Here is a 16,497-nt window from a genome sequence, read left to right as displayed (position 1 = left end):
CGATCGATCGCCGCCGGAATCCCGTTCCGGCAATCCCCGCCCCCGACCGTTCTTCGGGGCACGCCGCGTCCTCGATCTCCCGAACGCCTTTCCCCCGATCTTCGCGCCCTTGCTCCCAGTCCCTCCTTCGATCGGGCGATCGGGACGTCTCACACCCCTCCCCCGGCGTGATCGCGGGGGAGAGGGTGGCCCCCTCGCGGGATGAGCGGAGGGCTCTGGCCCCCCCCGTAGCCCCCTTCGGTCGATCGAGCCCGGGACGTCTCCGAGTCGGATCGGCCTCGTCATCCGCGAGCGTCCCCCAGGCTCCTCAACCCCCTTCGGGGCGAAGCAAACGTCCCGGGCCGGCTCGATCGCGGTTCCAACTCCACCCGGTGACCATGGGGGGAGCGACCCGACGTCCAAATCACCCGAAGTCGATCCACCCGGGTCGTCTTCGAGTGCCCGGATCCCGAGCGAGGGCACCGTCAACTTGCGGACTGGACCCCCGACTCATGGCTACTCGCGGTGTCGGCCCATCGTCCGGGGATCGCGGGCGATCACGGCCTCGGCGATCGACTCGGGCAGGAACTCGATGACCCAGTAGCGCCCGACCTTCCAGCCGACGAAGCCGCGATCGGCGTTGACCACGTACGAGTCGAGCCGGTGGAAGCGGTGCTCCGCGGACATCCCCTCCATCCAGGCCCGGAACTCGGGGGATTCGAGCGGCGAGTCGTACGTATCGACGTGGAAAAGCACGTAGCGCAGCGGCCGATCGGCCGTCGGCCGGGCGGCCGGGCGCCGGGCGGCGTAGATCGCCCGGTTGCAGAGATAGCTGGCGGAGATGCCGGTGATCCACTGCTTCGGCTCGAAGTCGAGGCCCAGGTCGGCCTTCATGCAGAGGAGGTCGGCCGACCGGGCCTGCTCGGGCCAGAACCAGCGGGCGAACTCGCGGTCGCGGGCGGCGCTGATCATGTGATAGGGGGACGTGACCGCCTGCACGAGGTTCCCGGCGCCGATCAGGAGCAACCCGCCCACCGCCAAGCCTCGCAGGCGGGCCGCCCGCCCTTCCGACCGCACGAACCCCAGCAACCGCCCGACCCCCAGCCCGGCCAGCAGGCAGGCCGCCGGCGCCAGGTGCTGGGCGATCCGGGCCTCCCCGCCGTACGGGTAGCGTCCCAGCGCGGCGGCCACCAGGTTCAGGGCGAACGGCAAGGCGAGCAACCCGGCCAGGGCGTAGCGCTTCCCCCGGATAAGGGCCATCAGCCCGACGAGCACGGCGATCAACGTCAGGGTGCTGCCGCCGTTGTCGCCGCCGATCGGGTAGGCGAGGAGATTCCCGGCATGACTCCGCACGAGCCAGGCGAGGGTGGCCAGCCCCCCCTCAGACAGGGGGGGGAACGCCTTCGACCAGTACGGAATCAGGTATTCCGTCCGCAGCCACTCGCTCTGAGCCGTCGCCAGGTGGAAGCGGAAGAGCGCCAGGAAGGTCAACGCCGAGGTCATCGCCAGGCCGGCGTATGCCGCCCAGATCCGCCGCGATCGGGCCTTCCAGACGCTCGGGAGCAGGGCCACGCCCACGCCCCCGACCACGAACACCGCCGTCAACGAACCGGCCAGGGCGACCGGGGCCGCGATCGCCAGGAGCCAGAGCCGCCGCGCCCGCCGCGGCTCCTTCAGCCAGAGCACCGCGAGCAGGAGCACGGCCGTCGCCGCGAGCAGGTCCGTGGCGTACGACTTCACCTCGTTGCCGTGCCGGATCGGCGAGTAGGCGACCGCCATGAACCCGACGGCGATCGGATACCCCCAGCCGGGGACGCTCCGCTTCGCCAGGCGATCGAACAGCACCAGGCCCCCGATCGCGCACAGCGTCGGGAACAGTCGCAGCGTCCACTCGTTGTAGCCGAGCAGCTTGACGACCGTCAGCTCGGCCCAGAGGAAGAGGATCGGGCAGACCTGCAAGTACTCAAGCGGCCCGGCCAGGTCGCGATACCCCCGGCCGATGAAGTTGACCGCGACGAACGCCTCGTCGTGCCAGAGCGGGTAGCGCAGGAGCCATCGGATCAGCCGCAGGGCGATGCCGATCGCCAGGAACCCGAGCGCCCATCGGCGGATCACTCGGGGATCGGCCATCGGCCGGGCGGCGTCGGCGGGGAGTGCGGAACTCACGGGACGACCCCTCCGGGCAAGCAAGACAAATCGATCGAGGACCAGACCGAGGCGAAACGTCGTTGCAATGCTGGGGAGGGGCTCCCGCTCCCGCTCCCACTCCCGACCTCTTGTTCCCCGCAGGAGGGGGCTCCGCCCACCGATCTCAACCGGATTCGATGGGCGGAGCCCCCTCCTGCGGGAGACGACCTCAACTCGGATCGAGGGGGGGCAGGACCCTCCTCCGGGTGAAACAGTCCGGACCGGCGACCGTCAGCCTCGCTCTCCGTCCTCGAGCCGGGCCGACGCATCGACCAGCGCCTGCACGGCGACCCGGAACCGCTGGCGGGCCTGGGGGCCGGCCGAGGCGAAGGCCGTCGCGAAGTCGTCCCCCTCGACCCAGCAGACGACCTCCATCACCTGCCGGGTCATGAGTTCGAGCATCTCGTCGATCGTCGGCGTGGCGACCGCGACGGGGCCGGATCGCGCCAGGTCGCGCAGCTCGCCGAGCGTGTCCCCCGGGAACGGCGGCACCTCGGCATGGCCGGGCGCCGCGGCGGCGGGATCGAGGTCCCCCCCCGATCGGCCGCGGCGGGGAGGAGGGCCGAACCCGTCGTCCTCGTCGCTGCGGCGGGCCCGGGGTTCCTCGGGCATGTCGCCGCGACCGGGGAGGAACTCGTTCGGGTCGCGGGGCAGGCCGGGGTTCGGGTAGAACTTGCCGTCGGCGCCGACGCGCCCCTTGCCGGGGCCGATCTGGCCGGCCCCGACCAGGTCGTTGCGGACCCGGGCCACCAGGTCCCGGCTGACGCCCAGCTCGCGGGCGAGTTGGCGGTCGGAGCGCTCGGGGTCGAGCCGCAGGCGGATCTCGACCGCCCGGCGCCGCTCCTGGCGGCGGAGCGGCAGGCCGTGCGTCAGGTTCGCCCCGGCGGCGAAGATCAGGGCCTCGTTGTACGACCCGTCGCGCACCTGCGCGGGGATCCTCGGCCGATTCTGGGAGACGAACGCCGCGTGGCGGTGGAAGCCGTCTGCCAGGAGCCACTGGCCGTCCACGTCGAAGACGGTGACCGGCGGCAGGTCCTCGCTCGACTCGGCATAGCGTTCGATCGTCTCCGGGTCGAGCTGGTCCCGCAGGTTCAGGGCGGGGTCGAGCACGATCTCGTCGACCGGCAATTCGCGGACATCCATGGGCGGCCCTCCCTGGCCGCTCGGGCTGTTCGATTCCGACGGCCCCGCCGAGCGATCCGGAGCGGGGTCGACACCGGGCCGACTGTATCGCAAGATGCCGGGACTGTGAACCGCAACTCGATCGGGGCCCGTCGGGGACGTCTCTCATGCCACTTCGGATCGTCGTCACCGGGGCGAGCGGGCAGCTCGGCGCGTATGTCCTCGACCGGCTCGGGCCGACCGGCCACGAGGTCATCGGCTGGAGCCGGTCGGCGCCGGGCCATCGGGCCGGCTTCCCGATCGAGGCCGTCGACCTGCTCGACCTCGAGGCGATCGGCCGGGCCTTCGAGCGCGCCCAGCCCGACGCCATCCTCCACCTCGCCGCGATCAGCTCGGTCGACCAGGCGTTCCGGGACCCGAAGGCCGCCTTCACCGTGAACGCCAAGGCCACCGGCTTCATCGCCGCCAGGGCCAGCCTGATGGGCTGCCGGGTCGTCTTCGCGTCGACCGACATGGTCTTCGACGGCCTCAGGGGCTGGCGCGAGGAGGACGACGACGCCGAGCCGGTCTCCACCTACGGCGCCTCGAAGAAGGAGGGGGAGCGGCAATCCCTGCTCCCCTATCCCGGCCTCCTGCACAATGCCGTGGTCCGGCTCAGCCTGCTCTACGGCCCCTCCCGGATCGAGAAGCCGACCACCCTCGACCGGGTCTTCGACGCCCTGCGTGCCGGCCAACCGCAAGCGTTCTTCGCCGACGAGTTCCGGACCCCCCTCGACTACGCGACCGCCGCCGACGGGCTCGTCCGGATGGTCGAGGAACGGGACCACTCGGGGGTCTTCCACCTGGGAGGCCCGGAGCGCCTGACCCGGTTCGAGATGATGGGCCGGCTCGCCCTGCATGCGGGCCTGCCCGTCCACCTGATCAGCCAGAACCGCCAGGCCGACGTCCCCGCCCCCGAGCCGCGTCCGCGCGACATCTCGCTCGACTCGACCCGGATCGAGGAGGCGCTCCCCGGGTTCTCGCGGCCGACGCTCGAAGCCGGGCTCGACCGCTGCCGCGCCGAACCCTGATCGCCCCGGGGGCGTCCCCGCCTCACCCGCGAATATGACCGTTGCCGAACACGACCCACTTGGTCGTGGTCAGCTCGCGGAGCCCGCAGGGGCCTCGGGCGTGGAACTTGTCGGTGCTGATGCCGATCTCGGCCCCGAGGCCGAGCTGGCCGCCGTCGTTGAACCGGGTGCTGGCGTTGACGAGCACGGCCGAGCTGTCCACCTCGGCCACGAATCGCCGGGCGGCGCGGAGGTCGTCGGTCACGATCGTCTCGGTGTGGCCCGAGCCGTATCGGGCGATGTGCCCCATGCCGGCGTCCAGGTCATCGACGACGGCGACGGCGAGGATCAGGTCGAGGTATTCCGTCTCCCAGTCCTCGCTCGAGGCGGGGACGATCGACGGCACGATCGATCGGCTCGCCTCGTCGCCGCGCAGCTCGACGCCCGCCTGACTCAGGGCCTCGGCGGCCTCGGGGAGGAATCGCGGGGCGATCTCGCGGTGGACGAGCAGGGTCTCCGCCGCGTTGCAGACCCCCGGGCGCTGGGTCTTGGCGTTGAGGACGATCGAGACGGCCATCGCCGGGTCGGCCTTCGCATCGACGTAGACGTGGCAGTTCCCCTGATAATGCTTCAATACGGGCATCTTCGCCTCGGCCACGACGCGGCGGATGAGGCTCTCGCCCCCCCGGGGGATGGCCAGGTCGATGAACTCGGGCATGCCCAGCAACAGGCCGACGGCCTCGCGGTCGGTCGCGCCGACGTATTGCACCGCCTCGCTCGGCAGGCCCGCCGCGTCGAGCTGCTCGGCCAGGACGGCGTGCAGGGCCAGGTTCGTGTGCCGGGCTTCCTTGCCGCCGCGCAGGATGACCGCGTTGCCGCTCTTGACGCAGAGCGCAGCGGCGTCTGCGGTCACGTTCGGCCGGCTCTCGTACATCATGAAGATGACGCCGAGCGGCACGCGCAGCTTCGTCACCTCCAGGCCGTTCGGGCGGCGATAGCCCTCGATCACCTCGCCCACCGGGTCGGGCAGGGCGGCCACCTCCTCCAGGGCGACGGCGATCTGATCGACCCGACTCGGGTTGAGCGTCAGGCGGTCGACGGCCGCCTGGGTCAGGCCGAACTCGGGGGCAGCCGCGACATCCTGGGCGTTGGCGTCGAGGATCGCCCCGACGTCCGCGCGCAGGGCCTCGGCCGATCGCATCAGCCACTCATTCTTCGCGGCCCCCGACGCCGAGGCGAGCGACCGAGCGGCGAGCTTGGCCCGCGTTGCGAGCGATCGGCACTGATCCAGGAGTGTTTCGAACATGACCTGTGACGCCATGAGGGTTCCTCTGAAAAAAGTTGCGAGTGGGTGGCCGGGGCAGAGCGCAGCGTGCCCCGGGGGACAGGGCCCACTCGCCCGGGGCACGCTGCGCTCTGCCCCGGCCACCCACCGTGTTTCTCGGTCCTGGTGCCCCTTGGAAGGGGCATGGCTGTTCGTTCCGTTTCTGTCGGAGGTTGGGGCGTGAGGAATGGCCGTCGTTCGCAAGGCACTCAAGAGGAGGGGCGCATCGCCGACCAGACCTTCACGGCGTCGGCCATCGGCCCGACGTCGTGGACCCGGACGACGTCGGCCCCCGCCTCGATCGCCAGCAAGGACGAGACGACCGAGGCCGTCGCCCGGTCCGACACGCCTCGGCCGGTCAAAGTTCCGAGGAACCGCTTGCGGGAGGTGCCGATCAGGATCGCGCACCCGAGCCCGGCGAACCGGTCGAGACGGCGGAGCAACTGCCAGTTGTGCTCCTCCGTCTTGCCGAAGCCGATCCCCGGGTCGATCGCGATCCGCGATCGCTCGATGCCGAACGACTCCGCCCGCTCGATCCGGCGGGCCAGCGCCTCGTACACCTCGGCGACCACGTCGGCATAGGTCGGGTCCTGCTGCATCGTCCGGGGAGAGCCCTGCATGTGCATCAAAACGACCCCGGCCCCGGACTCGGCCACGACGCGGGGCATCTCGTCGTCGCCGAGCAACCCCCGGATGTCGTTGATCACCGAGGCCCCGGCCCGGAGCGCCGCCCGCGCGACCTCGGCCTTCGTCGTGTCGATCGACAGCGGCACATGCGACCGACCGGCCAGCGCCTCGACCACGGGCACGACCCGGCGGATCTCCTCGTCCACCGAGACGGGATCGGCCCCCGGTCGGCTCGACTCGCCGCCGAGGTCGAGCAGGTCGGCCCCGTCCGCGATCAATTGCTCGGCGCGGGCCAGGGCACTCGCGAGGTCGGGCACCAGGCCGCCGTCGGAGAAGCTGTCGGGCGTCAGGTTCAGGATGCCCATGATCGCCGGCCGCCGGACGACCCGATCGGGCAAGGTCCAGTCGGCCAATCCCGGCAGGGTCCCGAGCACGACCAACGCGATCAACAGCAGCAACAGGGCGCAGCTCACCGGCACGGCGTCTCGATCCGATCACGTCTCCCGGCGGCGGCGAGGCCCCCCGGCCGATCGACCGGCCGGACCGGGGGCATCCCGAAGGGTCACCAGGGCTCTTCCATCATATTAACGATATCGACCGCCGCGCGGCGAATGGCTTCCTGATAGGCCAGGAAGGCCGTCTCGCCCGGCTCGGGGAAGAAGGGGACCGTCTGGGTGAGCACGACCTTGGGCGGCTCCCTGTCGGGGTCGGTCGGATTGCGGAGGTCTTCCCAGCTCACCTCGATCGTCAGCTCGGCAAACAACTGGCGCGGCAGGTTGTTCGGGCTGACGACGGCGTTGAACTTCGGCGCGTAGAGGACCGTGCCGGAGAGGATCGTGTCGGCCTTCTCGGCCGAATCGACCACCCGGTAGGTGGTGCGTTCCTCGATCTCCTTGACCAGCTCCTCCTGCAATCGGATGTTGATGTCATCGCGGAACGAGAAGGAGCGGAAGATCGGCACGTAGACCGTGCGGATCGACTCGTCGAACGGGGCCCGCAGCGTGTACCCGCACCCGCCGCCCATCGCGGCCAGGGCGGCGATCGCAGCGAGCAAGGCGAAGCGGCCGGGGGCGCCTCGGATTAGAGTTCGGGACATCGCCATCGCGGGACCTCCTCTGCCGGCCCTTCTCGTCGGCCGATCGCCCTCGATGGGGCGCGTCCTGTGTTCCGGGTCGTGTTCGGACCGATCCGATCAAAAAGGCCCCCGATCAGGGGCCCATCGTCGAGCCGGGGCCGAGCCCGCCGGGGTTCCCCGAGCTGATCCCCTGGGAGAACGGGTCGTTGCCGCCCGGCTGGACCATCATCTTCGAGGGGGCGGTCTCCTTGCGCGGCATCGTGGCCAGCTCGGCCAGCTGGGCCCGGGCCTTCTCGGCCCAGTTGCTCCGGGGCCATTTCTGCACGATCCCGCCGAAGTAGTATTCGGCGGAGATCACGTAGCCGGCGCTGCGGTACCACTCGCCCATCGTGTAGTCGCGCTCGGCCTCCTGGTCGGCGATCAGGTCGAGCGTGTGATAGATGTCGTCCGAGGTGCTGGTGAGCCGTTCCGGGAACAGTTGCATGGCCCTCTTGGCGGTGTCGCGTGCCTGGGCCAGGCCGGTGAAGTCGTACTCGGGGCCGATGTAGGCATTGAGCTTCGAGTCGACGCTCGACATCAAGGCGTCGTGGAGCAGGGGGCTCTTGGGGTGGTCATTGATGAGCTGGTCGTAGTAGAAGGCCGCCGTCTCGTGGTCGCCGGACTCGGAGTAATGGTCGGCGATCAGCTTCACGGCGGCGTCGGCCAGCGGGCCGGCCGGGTCGTTCTGCCGGACGTGTTCCAGGACCGAGACGGCATGGCCTCCGGTGTCGATCAGGGGCAGCCCCCCCCGGAATCGGGCGTGCCAGGGCAGGGGGGGTTGGTCCTCCGCCGGCCGGACCTGGTTGAGCCACGTCTGGGCGATCTGGAATTCCCGGGAGACCGCCTCGTCGAGGTGAGGCGTGCCGGGATACTCCTTGAGCAATTCCTCGAACGTGTCGTGCGCCCCGACGTAATTCCCCTTCTTGAAGCGGATCTCGCCCAGGTAGAAGAGCGACCGCATGCCCCAGGGCGACCGCCGGCGGTCGAAGTCGTCCAGCCCTTCCAGCTCCGTGAGGGAGTCGGCGAACCGCTTGATCCCCGACGGCCGTTCCTTGCGGGCGATCCGGGCGAAGGCCCGCTCGGCGGCGTCGAGATCCCCCTGGAGGTAGAGCTGCTCGGCCGCCTCGAATTCGGCCGCCCGGCGGTCCTCGGTGGTCGCGTCCTTCGAGGCCCAGCCGTCGGGGCGAAGGACCAGGCCCCCGCCCCCGGCGCGGCGAACCTGGTCGTCGGCTTGCGGGACCCCCATCCATCGGGCGAGCAAGGCCTGGCGTCCCGGGGCATCGACGTCGGCCCCGCGACGGGCCGTCGGGAGCAGGCCGCGGAGGCCGGGAGACGAGCCCCCTCGGCAGCCGGCCGAGGCCAGCGCAACCGCCAGGGCCGCCACGGCCACGACGAAGGCCGGGGGAGAGAAGGCTCGGGATCGGGGCAGGGGCTCGGACATCCGTGTCTCGCTCCGACTGGCTGAGTCGGCTCAGAAAGAGGCCGCGTGGACCCGACCCCCTCGGCCGACCCGCTTCGCGTCCATCATCACACCCACCGGTTCGGGGTCCCGACCCTTGCGGCCCGAAGCCGATCCGATCAGACGAAGGAGAGGAGGCGAGGCCTCCGACCCATGAGATGACTGATGATCGCCCCGACGGTCGCCCGCACCGGCCCGAGCACCTCCGGATGCCCCCAGGTCGCCTTCCAGGCATCGCCGGGCGAGGCGAGGGCGCGGATCGTGGCGAGCGTCTCGGCCGAGAGGGTCGCCACGTGCGGCTGGCCGGGCCGGCAGCCGGCGCACAGGACGCCGCCGGTGGCCAGGCCGAAGGCGACCCGGTGGTCGGGGGCCGTCGGGGGGCGCCCGCAGTGGACGCAGTGATCGAGTGCCGGCATCAAGCCCAACTCCCGGAGACAGGCCAGCTCGAACCGGAGGGTCCGGCTCGGGCGCGAGACGGGGTCGCCCAGGTGACGAAGCGTCACCCGGGCCGCGTCGAAGAGCTTCGGGTGCGGGTCGTGGCGGTCGGTCAGGGCGTCGAGCAACTCGGCGACGTAGCAGCCGGCGTAGAGGGCCGCGAGATCGCGGCGGAGTGGTTCGAAGTGCTCGTCAAGCACGGCCTCGGTCAGCAGGTCGAGGGCATCGGACGCCTTGTGAAGCACCACGATATCGCAGACGCTCAGCAGGTCAAGCCCGGACTGGAACGGCGACTTCAGCCGCCTCGCACCCTTGGCCAGGGCCGAGACCTTCCCCAGCTCCCTCGTGAAGAGCGTCAGGACCCGGCTGGTCTCGAAGACCTCGACCGATCGGATTACCAGGGCGGGGGTGCGAATCGCGGCCAAAGGGGGATGTTCCGTTGCGGATTGACTGGACTCAACTCCGAAAACAAGGCCCCCCCCGCTCTCACGGAGAGGGCAGCAAATTCAAGCCGTTCCCCCCGCGTGCGAGGAGAGCGCCTCCTCGGCATCTTTTGCAGGGTGCTGTCGAGTCTTCGGAGACGCACCGACCCGGGATGGAAGGCCAGCGGTGCGTCTCCGAAGACTCGACAGCACCCGACGAGACTCCGACCCCCGCCCCCGCCTGCGGGGGAGAGGGTGGCCGCCAGGCCGGGTGAGGGGGTCCGCTGACCCAGACGCCATGCCTCGCGTTCATGCAGGGGCCCCCTCACCCCGGCCCTCTCCCCGCTCGCGGGGAGAGGGAGACGGAGCCGATTCAACCCTCGCCCCCGTGAGCCGGGAGACGGTGGCTGATTCGACCCTCGCCCCCGCGAGCGGGGGAGAGGGTTGCCGAAGGCCGGTTGAGGGGGTCCGCCAACCCGAACATGCGAAATCGAGCAACCCTCTTATCCGACGGAATGCTCAAGGCTCTCCCGGGGCCGCAGGTCGATCCGAACCCGCCGGATCGAGTGGTCCCCCACCTCGGTCACGGTGAACTCGACCCCGCGGTCGAGGAACGAGACGCCCGGCTCGGGCAATCGGCCGAGGGCGTTGAAGGCGAACCCGCCGATGGTCTGATAGTCGGCGTCGGTCGGCAGGTCGAGGTCGAGCCGCTCGTTCAGGTCGTCGAGGCTCATCCCCGCGTCGACCTCGTAGAGCGACTCGGCGATCCGGACGATCGGGTCTTCCGGGGTCGGGTTGTCATATTCGTCGTCGATGGCGCCGACGATCTCCTCGAGCAGGTCTTCGAGCGTGACCAGGCCGGCCACGCCGCCGTACTCGTCGAGCACGATGGCCAGGTGGACGCGCTGGCGGCGCATCTCGTCGATCAGGTCCGAGGCCCGCTTGGTCTCCGGCACGCGGAGCGGGGGGCGCACCAGTCGCCTGAGCCGGACGGCGTCGAGGCCCGGCCCGTCGAGCAGCTCGCCGAACAGGTCCTTGGCGTAGAGGATGCCGAGGATGTCGTCGCGATTCTCGCCGAAGAGCGGGATGCGGCTATGGCCCGAGGTGATGATCGCCCGGGCCGCCTCGGCCGCGGGGGTGCTGGCGGCCAGGGCGACCATGGCCGACCGCGGGGTCATGATCTCCCCCACGTCGCGCCGCTCCAGCGCGACGAGGTGCTCGATCCGGTCTCGGGTGGCCTCGGTCAGGTCGTGATCGGCCTCGGCCGCCGAGCGGAGCGACCGGATCTCGACCTCGACGCTCACCGGGCGGGGCCGGGCGTTGCGGCGGGGCCCCTTGCGGCGGCGTTGCACCGAGGCCTCCAGCGCAGCCCCGGCCGAGAGGACCGGCACGGCCAGGCTGTTCAGGACCCTGACGATCGGCCAGGTCCCGTCGAGCACCGCCTCGGCGTGGACGCGCCCGGCGACCCCGGCGACGACGCGGAGCGCCAGGCCCGCCGCGATCCAGGCCGCGATCAGGGCCCAGTCGTCGACGATCGCCGGGTGGTAGGCCTCGGCGACCCCGAGCAGGGCGAGCAGCAGCAGGCCCGAGGCCGTGGCATGGACCGCGCACGAGCGCTCGGTCTGCTCCCAGTCGGCCTCGATCGCGTCGGCGCGTTCGGGGCGGCCGTTGGCCTCGCACTGGGCCTCCAACTGACTGCGGGAGTAGGTCAGCAGCGCCCGGGAGATCAACACCGCCAGGCCGTGCCAGGCGGCCATCACCAGGGCCGCGACCAGGATGATCCCGAAGGCCAAGGCGCTCAAGAACCTGCCTCCTGTGCCGATGCCTCGAATCCGACGACCCCGGGATCGAGGTCGCGAGGCGGGCGGGCGATGCCCATCGCGTCGAGAATCTCGTCCTCCCGGCGGCGCATGCGGTCACGCTCCGCCTCGGTCAGGTCGTCGTAACCACACAGGTGGAGCAATCCGTGGGTCAAGTACAACGCGAATTCCGCGTGGGGGTCAAGGCCGCATCGCGCGGCCACCGTCACGGCCATCTCGGCCGAGATGGCCAGGTCTCCGGAGAACCCGGGCTCGCCGGGCTCGGAGAGCAGGAAGCTCACCACGTCGGTCGCCCAGTCGTGGTCGAGGTGGCGCCGATTGATCTCCCGGATCGACGGGTTGTCCACGACGGCGATCGAGAGGCTGCCGTCTCGCACGCCTTCGAGGCCCAGGACGCCGCGGGCGAGGGCCCGCACGCGGTCGGGGTCGAGGCGCAGGTGCCCCTGGGTATCGCTCAGGTCGATCTCAAGGGTCGGGGGGCTCGGGTCGTCGGGGGGTGCGGTCATCGGGGTGTCAGGCGGTCCGTTGCTGGGGGTATTTCACGCGGCCGTGGTAGATGCCGATGAGTGACTTGGTGATGCTCTCGCGGATGGCGGCGATCTCCCGGATCGTCAGCTCGCACTGGTCGAACTGGCCGTCGCGCAGGCGCTTGTCGATCAGATCCTCGACCAGCCCTTCGAGCCGGGCCGGGGTCGGGTCCGACAGGGCCCGGCTGGCGCTCTCCGAGGCGTCGGCCATCATCAAAATGGCGGCCTCCTTCGATTGCGGCTTCGGGCCGGGGTAGCGGAAGGCGCTCTCCAGGACGATCGAGGCGTCGGGGTTCCCGTCTCGCCGGCGGTTGGCCTCGTGGTAGAAGTATTCGACCAGCGTCGTGCCGTGGTGCTGCTCGATCAGGTCGATGATCCGGGCCGGCAGGTTGTGCTGGCGGCCCAGCTCGACGCCGTCCTTGACGTGGCCGATGATGATCAAAGTGCTCATCGCAGGCGCCAGGTTCGCGTGCCGGTTGACCGTGCCCGGGGTCTGATTCTCGATGAAGTAGTTCGGCTTGAGCATCTTGCCGATGTCGTGGAAGTAGGCCCCGACCCGCACCAGCAGTCCGTCGCAGCCGATCTTCTCGGCCGCCGCCTCGGCGATCGTACCGACGGTGATCGAGTGGTTGTGCGTCCCGGGGGCGCGTCGGACGAGCTCCTGCAACAGCGGGTGGTTCACGTCCCCCAGCTCCAGCAGGCTGATGCCCGTGACGATGCCGAACAGGCGCTCGACATACGGCAGGCTGCCGCCCAGCAGGAACCCGGTCAGCAGGCCCCAGCCGGCCCTCATGCCGCTCTCCGAGGCGATCAGCTCCAGCGGCTGCTCCTGCCAGAGGCCCCAGGCGGCCGACAGCGCCGCGTAGCCGAGGGCCGCCGCGGCGCCGACCTGGATGGGCTTCGTCCGCGTCCGGACCTCGCCCAGCAAAAGGATCCCGGCCGCCGTCCCCCCCATGAGCATCACGAAGTACCCGAGGCCCGTCCCCAGCGCCAGGCTGATCAGCAGGCTCGTGCCGAAGGCGAAGACCAGGGCCGTCATGGGAGTATAGGCCACGGCGAGCATCAGGGCCGCCAGGGCGATCGGGATCAGCTCGGCCCCCCACGGGCGCATGGCGATGAACCGGCCCAGCCCGAGGGCCAGCACGGCCACGAAGCAGAGCGCCGAGACGCGGAGCGGGTCCCGCGCGATGCCCGGGTCGAACCGGAGCAGTAGGGCCCCGGTCAGGCCGTAGAGGATCGCCACCAAGACCACGAAGGCCCCGACCCGCTTCAGCCGATCGGCCGAGGTCATCGAGTCGAGCGACGCCTGGTGATCGAGCCGGAGCAATTCGAGCTGGTCCTCGGTGATCGTCCGGCCCTTCTCGACCAGGAGCTGGCCCCGGGTGTAGGTGTCGTAATAGTCCCGGACCCGGTCCCGGGCCCGCTGCCGGGCCGCGGCCGTGTCCTCCTTCTCGAAGTGGAGCGTCGTCGTCTGGGCCAGCCGGTCGGCGACCAGGCCGAAGAGCGTCTTGCCCAGTTCCGGCGAATTGAACGAGGCCACGAAGTCCTCGGCGACCAGGCCGTCGGGCCTCACGAGGCGCTCGGGGAAGACCCGGTCGCGGCTGACCGAGACGCGGCGGTCGTCCTGCAGGACCTGGATCATCGTGCCCGATTCCTCGTCGAGCGGCAGCAGGCCGCGGCCGAGGACCCCGTGGCGGATGATCGGCGCGAAGGCCTCGGCGATCGACCGGCGCAGGTCGTCGCGACGCTCGGGGGTGTCGCTGGCCTCGCGCAGATCCTCGAAGATGTTCGCGTCGAGGCCCCAGGCCTCGACCACGTCGGGGGGCAGCGAGGCGATCGTCTCGCGGCGGGCGTTGGCCACCGTCTCGACGAGGTCTTCGAGCAGCTTCTGCAGCTCCAGGATCGGCGCCGGGTCGTTCGAGAAGATCGGGGAGATCTGCCGGGCCGCCTGCTCCCGGAGCCGGTTCGTCTGCACGAGGTTCAGGCGCTGGAATTCGGGGACGTTGACCCGGAGGTCGCGCGTGGCCCGCTGGCCGACCCGGTACGGGAACGAGGGGCCGGAGCCGCAGACGATCGCCGCGCTGATGAAGGCCGCGAGGACCGCGGGGATCAGGCAGGCGAGGCGCTGACGCTGACGGGTGAGCCGGCTCTTGCGGAGGTCGATCAGTTCGGCCCCGCGCAGCTGAGCACGGGCCGGCTTCGGCTTACGTTTACCAGGCGTCATGGGGAGAAGCTCCGCCGGTCGGCCGGCTTGGCAACGGGAGCGTCGCTCACGGATGCTCCGGGGCGAGGCCCGGTTCGGTTCGAGGAGAGTCGTCCGGTGGATTCGACGAGGCGATCGGGGAAGGCGAGGCCATCATCCCCGGCTCGATCGGCGAACCGGTCCGCTCGTAGGCATTGACGATCTTCTGGACCAACGGGTGACGGACGATGTCGGAACGGTCGAGGCGGACCACGCCGATCCCCTCGATCCCCTCCAGCCGGCGGACGGCGTCGGAGAGGCCGTCCGGGGTGCCGGGCTCCAGGTCGACCTGGGTCGTGTCGCCCGTCACCACGATCCGGGCGTCGGTCCCCATGCGGGTCAGGAACATTTTCATCTGATTGACGGTGGCGTTCTGCCCCTCGTCCATGATGATGATCGCCTCGTTCAAGGTCCGGCCCCTCATGTAGGCCAGGGGGGCGATCTCGATCAGGTCGTTGCTCATGTAGCGGCGCAGCTGCTCGTAGTCCATCAGGTCGCGCAGGGCGTCGAGCAAGGGCCGGAGGTACGGGTTGATCTTGGCCTCGAGGTCGCCGGGCAGGAAGCCGAGCCGCTCGCCGGCCTCGACCGCCGGGCGGACCAGGACGATCTTCTTGATCTCCCCCCGGCGCAGGGCGGCCACGGCGGCGGCGACGGCCAGGTAGGTCTTCCCCGTGCCGGCCGGGCCGACGCAGAAGACCAGGGAGTTCTCGAGCAGGGCGCGCAGGTAGCGCGTCTGCCCGTCGGTCCGGGGCCGGACCAGCCGGTTCCCCTCGCGAATCTCGACGCTCGGGCCGCCCGACCCCCCGTCGACGGGGGTGACCGCGTCGATCGCGTCGGCGACATCCTGGGGCGTAATCATGCGCTGACGCCGATAGCGACGGCGTAACCCCTCGAAGACCCGGGAGGCACGATCCACCCGATCCGACTCCCCCTCGACCCGGATCTCTCCGTTCCTGGCGAGGACCTTGACACCCAGGGCATCCCGGACCTGTCGCAGGAACTGGTCCCGGCTGCCGAAGATTGCCAGCTCCTCGTCGTGATCGGCCAGGCGAATCGTCACTGCCTGCATTCAAGTCCCTGCCTTGCCTCGCGACGAATCCCGACGCCCTGAACTCGAGGGGGCCGGCCCGCCGATTCCCCCGTATTATTGGACAATGGGGCCGGCGAAGGCAACGGCCCTTCCGCGCCCCCCCGCCCCGCGCAGCCGGTTTCGATCAGGCCGGCCCGAAAATCAGCCAGTAGCCATACGCCACCGGGCCGGCAAAGAGCAGGGAGTCGAGCACGTCGAGCACCCCCCCGAATCCGGGGAGCGTGGCCGACGCATCCTTCCGCTCGCAGTCGCGTTTGATCATCGACTCCATCAAATCGCCCAGTTGAGCCGCCCCGCCGACCAGGATCCCGAAGCCGATGACCGCCGGCCAGCTCAGGACCGTCGCGTGGAACAGGATCCGGGCCAGGCCGAACACGATCACGGCAAAAATGACCGCAAGAATCAGGCCGCCGATCGCCCCTTCGATCGTCTTGTTCGGGCTCAAGCGGGGCCAGAGCTTGTGCCTCCCGGCGGCCCGGCCGGCGAAGTAGGCCCCCATGTCGGCCCCCTTGGCCGTGGCCACCAGGGCCGCCAGCGGGACCAGGCCTTGATACGGGCTCTCGAGCCACCGGATCTGGACCAGAAAACTCCCGAGCAGCCCCACATAGGCCACGGCCAGGACCGTGCCCGAGATCGTCGCCATCGAGCCCCCCGGATGCTCGAACCGGGCGCTCTGGGTGATAAACGTGGTCATCACGACGGCCACGAACGCCCAGAGCGGCCAGGCCAGGGCCTCGACCGCGACTTCGGGGCGCGTCTCGAGCCCCATCAGGGCCCGGGAGACGTGCGGCCCCCAGTTCGAGAGGACGACCACCAGGACCCCGCCGAGCACCACCACCCCGTCGGGCCGGGCGCTCGTCTGCCGGAACAGGCCGGTGATCTCCCGGGCCGCCAGGCCCATCGCCACCAGCATGGCCACCAGCCAGAGCGGGAACCAGGGGGCGAGATAGAGCGTGTCGATCAGCAGGATCGCCACGAACCCCGCCGCCATCGGGATGCCAATGAGCAACCGGGTCAGGAGCATGATACCACCGGAGTCATCATCACTCGGAATCCTCTCTTCGCCCACGCAACCGACCCGGCAGGCCGGCGCCCGGCCG

General features: G+C 70.5%; 13 protein-coding genes. 1 reads left to right on the top strand and 12 read right to left on the bottom strand.

Features of this window, described 5'->3' with window-relative positions:
• Positions 1 to 495: 495 nt before the first annotated feature.
• Complete coding sequence (locus tag AB1L88_RS18140) at positions 496 to 2,145, bottom strand: hypothetical protein (RefSeq protein WP_367098094.1); 1,650 nt, start codon at positions 2,143 to 2,145, stop codon at positions 496 to 498.
• A 252-nt stretch (positions 2,146 to 2,397) separates the two neighbouring features.
• Positions 2,398 to 3,309: a ParB/RepB/Spo0J family partition protein gene (locus AB1L88_RS18135; RefSeq protein WP_367098093.1), complete on the bottom strand. Its 912-nt coding sequence runs from the start codon at positions 3,307 to 3,309 to the stop codon at positions 2,398 to 2,400.
• 146 nt (positions 3,310 to 3,455) lie between these two features.
• Between AB1L88_RS18135 and AB1L88_RS18130 the strand changes: the two genes are divergently transcribed.
• Positions 3,456 to 4,358 carry an SDR family oxidoreductase gene (locus AB1L88_RS18130; RefSeq protein ID WP_367098092.1) on the top strand — a complete coding sequence of 301 codons (903 nt, stop codon included), beginning with the start codon at positions 3,456 to 3,458 and terminating at the stop codon, positions 4,356 to 4,358.
• Between the two features lie 22 nt (positions 4,359 to 4,380).
• Here AB1L88_RS18130 and AB1L88_RS18125 read toward each other — a convergent pair whose 3' ends face one another.
• The 10 genes from AB1L88_RS18125 to AB1L88_RS18080 all read right to left on the bottom strand — a co-directional run bounded on the left by AB1L88_RS18125 (position 4,381) and on the right by AB1L88_RS18080 (position 16,421).
• A complete protein-coding gene (locus AB1L88_RS18125; RefSeq protein WP_367098091.1) occupies positions 4,381 to 5,658 on the bottom strand; it encodes a glutamate-5-semialdehyde dehydrogenase in 1,278 nt (425 codons plus the stop codon).
• 212 nt (positions 5,659 to 5,870) lie between these two features.
• Positions 5,871 to 6,761, bottom strand: a complete 891-nt coding sequence (gene folP, locus AB1L88_RS18120; RefSeq protein ID WP_367098090.1) for a dihydropteroate synthase — start codon at positions 6,759 to 6,761, stop codon at positions 5,871 to 5,873.
• Positions 6,762 to 6,850: 89 nt separating this feature from the next.
• Positions 6,851 to 7,390 (bottom strand): LPS assembly lipoprotein LptE, encoded by a 540-nt coding sequence (gene lptE, locus AB1L88_RS18115; RefSeq protein WP_367098089.1) that lies wholly within the window; start codon positions 7,388 to 7,390, stop codon positions 6,851 to 6,853.
• Between the two features lie 106 nt (positions 7,391 to 7,496).
• Complete coding sequence (locus AB1L88_RS18110; RefSeq protein WP_367098088.1) at positions 7,497 to 8,843, bottom strand: tetratricopeptide repeat protein; 1,347 nt, start codon at positions 8,841 to 8,843, stop codon at positions 7,497 to 7,499.
• A gap of 137 nt (positions 8,844 to 8,980) precedes the next feature.
• The gene (gene recO / locus AB1L88_RS18105; protein WP_367098087.1) at positions 8,981 to 9,721 is read right to left on the bottom strand and encodes a DNA repair protein RecO; all 741 of its coding nucleotides are present in this window, start codon (positions 9,719 to 9,721) and stop codon (positions 8,981 to 8,983) included.
• 500 nt (positions 9,722 to 10,221) lie between these two features.
• Positions 10,222 to 11,520 (bottom strand): hemolysin family protein, encoded by a 1,299-nt coding sequence (locus AB1L88_RS18100; RefSeq protein ID WP_367098086.1) that lies wholly within the window; start codon positions 11,518 to 11,520, stop codon positions 10,222 to 10,224.
• Positions 11,517 to 12,044 carry an rRNA maturation RNase YbeY gene (gene ybeY, locus AB1L88_RS18095; protein WP_367098085.1) on the bottom strand — a complete coding sequence of 176 codons (528 nt, stop codon included), beginning with the start codon at positions 12,042 to 12,044 and terminating at the stop codon, positions 11,517 to 11,519. Before ybeY ends, AB1L88_RS18100 begins: the two co-directional genes overlap by 4 nt.
• Positions 12,045 to 12,051: 7 nt before the next feature.
• Positions 12,052 to 14,289 carry an HDIG domain-containing metalloprotein gene (locus AB1L88_RS18090; protein ID WP_367098084.1) on the bottom strand — a complete coding sequence of 746 codons (2,238 nt, stop codon included), beginning with the start codon at positions 14,287 to 14,289 and terminating at the stop codon, positions 12,052 to 12,054.
• Between the two features lie 46 nt (positions 14,290 to 14,335).
• Positions 14,336 to 15,376, bottom strand: coding sequence for a PhoH family protein (locus tag AB1L88_RS18085; RefSeq protein WP_367098083.1), 1,041 nt, complete (start codon positions 15,374 to 15,376; stop codon positions 14,336 to 14,338).
• A gap of 145 nt (positions 15,377 to 15,521) precedes the next feature.
• Entirely contained in the window at positions 15,522 to 16,421 is a 900-nt protein-coding gene (locus AB1L88_RS18080; protein WP_367098082.1) for a phosphatidate cytidylyltransferase, read from the bottom strand.
• Between the last annotated feature and the right edge of the window lie 76 nt (positions 16,422 to 16,497).

Source organism: Tautonia sp. JC769, assembly GCF_040717455.1.
Classification (GTDB): domain Bacteria; phylum Planctomycetota; class Planctomycetia; order Isosphaerales; family Isosphaeraceae; genus Tautonia.
This window is presented reverse-complemented; position numbering and strand designations above follow the sequence as displayed.

Bases quoted from the DNA above. Each gene is read 5' to 3' on its own strand.
- AB1L88_RS18135 (WP_367098093.1), bottom strand. From the start codon at position 3,309: ATGGATGTCCGCGAATTGCCGGTCGACGAGATCGTGCTCGACCCCGCC.
- AB1L88_RS18130 (WP_367098092.1), top strand. From the start codon at position 3,456: ATGCCACTTCGGATCGTCGTCACCGGGGCGAGCGGGCAGCTCGGCGCG.
- AB1L88_RS18125 (WP_367098091.1), bottom strand. From the start codon at position 5,658: ATGGCGTCACAGGTCATGTTCGAAACACTCCTGGATCAGTGCCGATCG.
- lptE (WP_367098089.1), bottom strand. From the start codon at position 7,390: ATGGCGATGTCCCGAACTCTAATCCGAGGCGCCCCCGGCCGCTTCGCC.
- AB1L88_RS18110 (WP_367098088.1), bottom strand. From the start codon at position 8,843: ATGTCCGAGCCCCTGCCCCGATCCCGAGCCTTCTCTCCCCCGGCCTTC.
- ybeY (WP_367098085.1), bottom strand. From the start codon at position 12,044: ATGACCGCACCCCCCGACGACCCGAGCCCCCCGACCCTTGAGATCGAC.
- AB1L88_RS18090 (WP_367098084.1), bottom strand. From the start codon at position 14,289: ATGACGCCTGGTAAACGTAAGCCGAAGCCGGCCCGTGCTCAGCTGCGC.
- AB1L88_RS18085 (WP_367098083.1), bottom strand. From the start codon at position 15,376: ATGCAGGCAGTGACGATTCGCCTGGCCGATCACGACGAGGAGCTGGCA.
- AB1L88_RS18080 (WP_367098082.1), bottom strand. From the start codon at position 16,421: ATGCTCCTGACCCGGTTGCTCATTGGCATCCCGATGGCGGCGGGGTTC.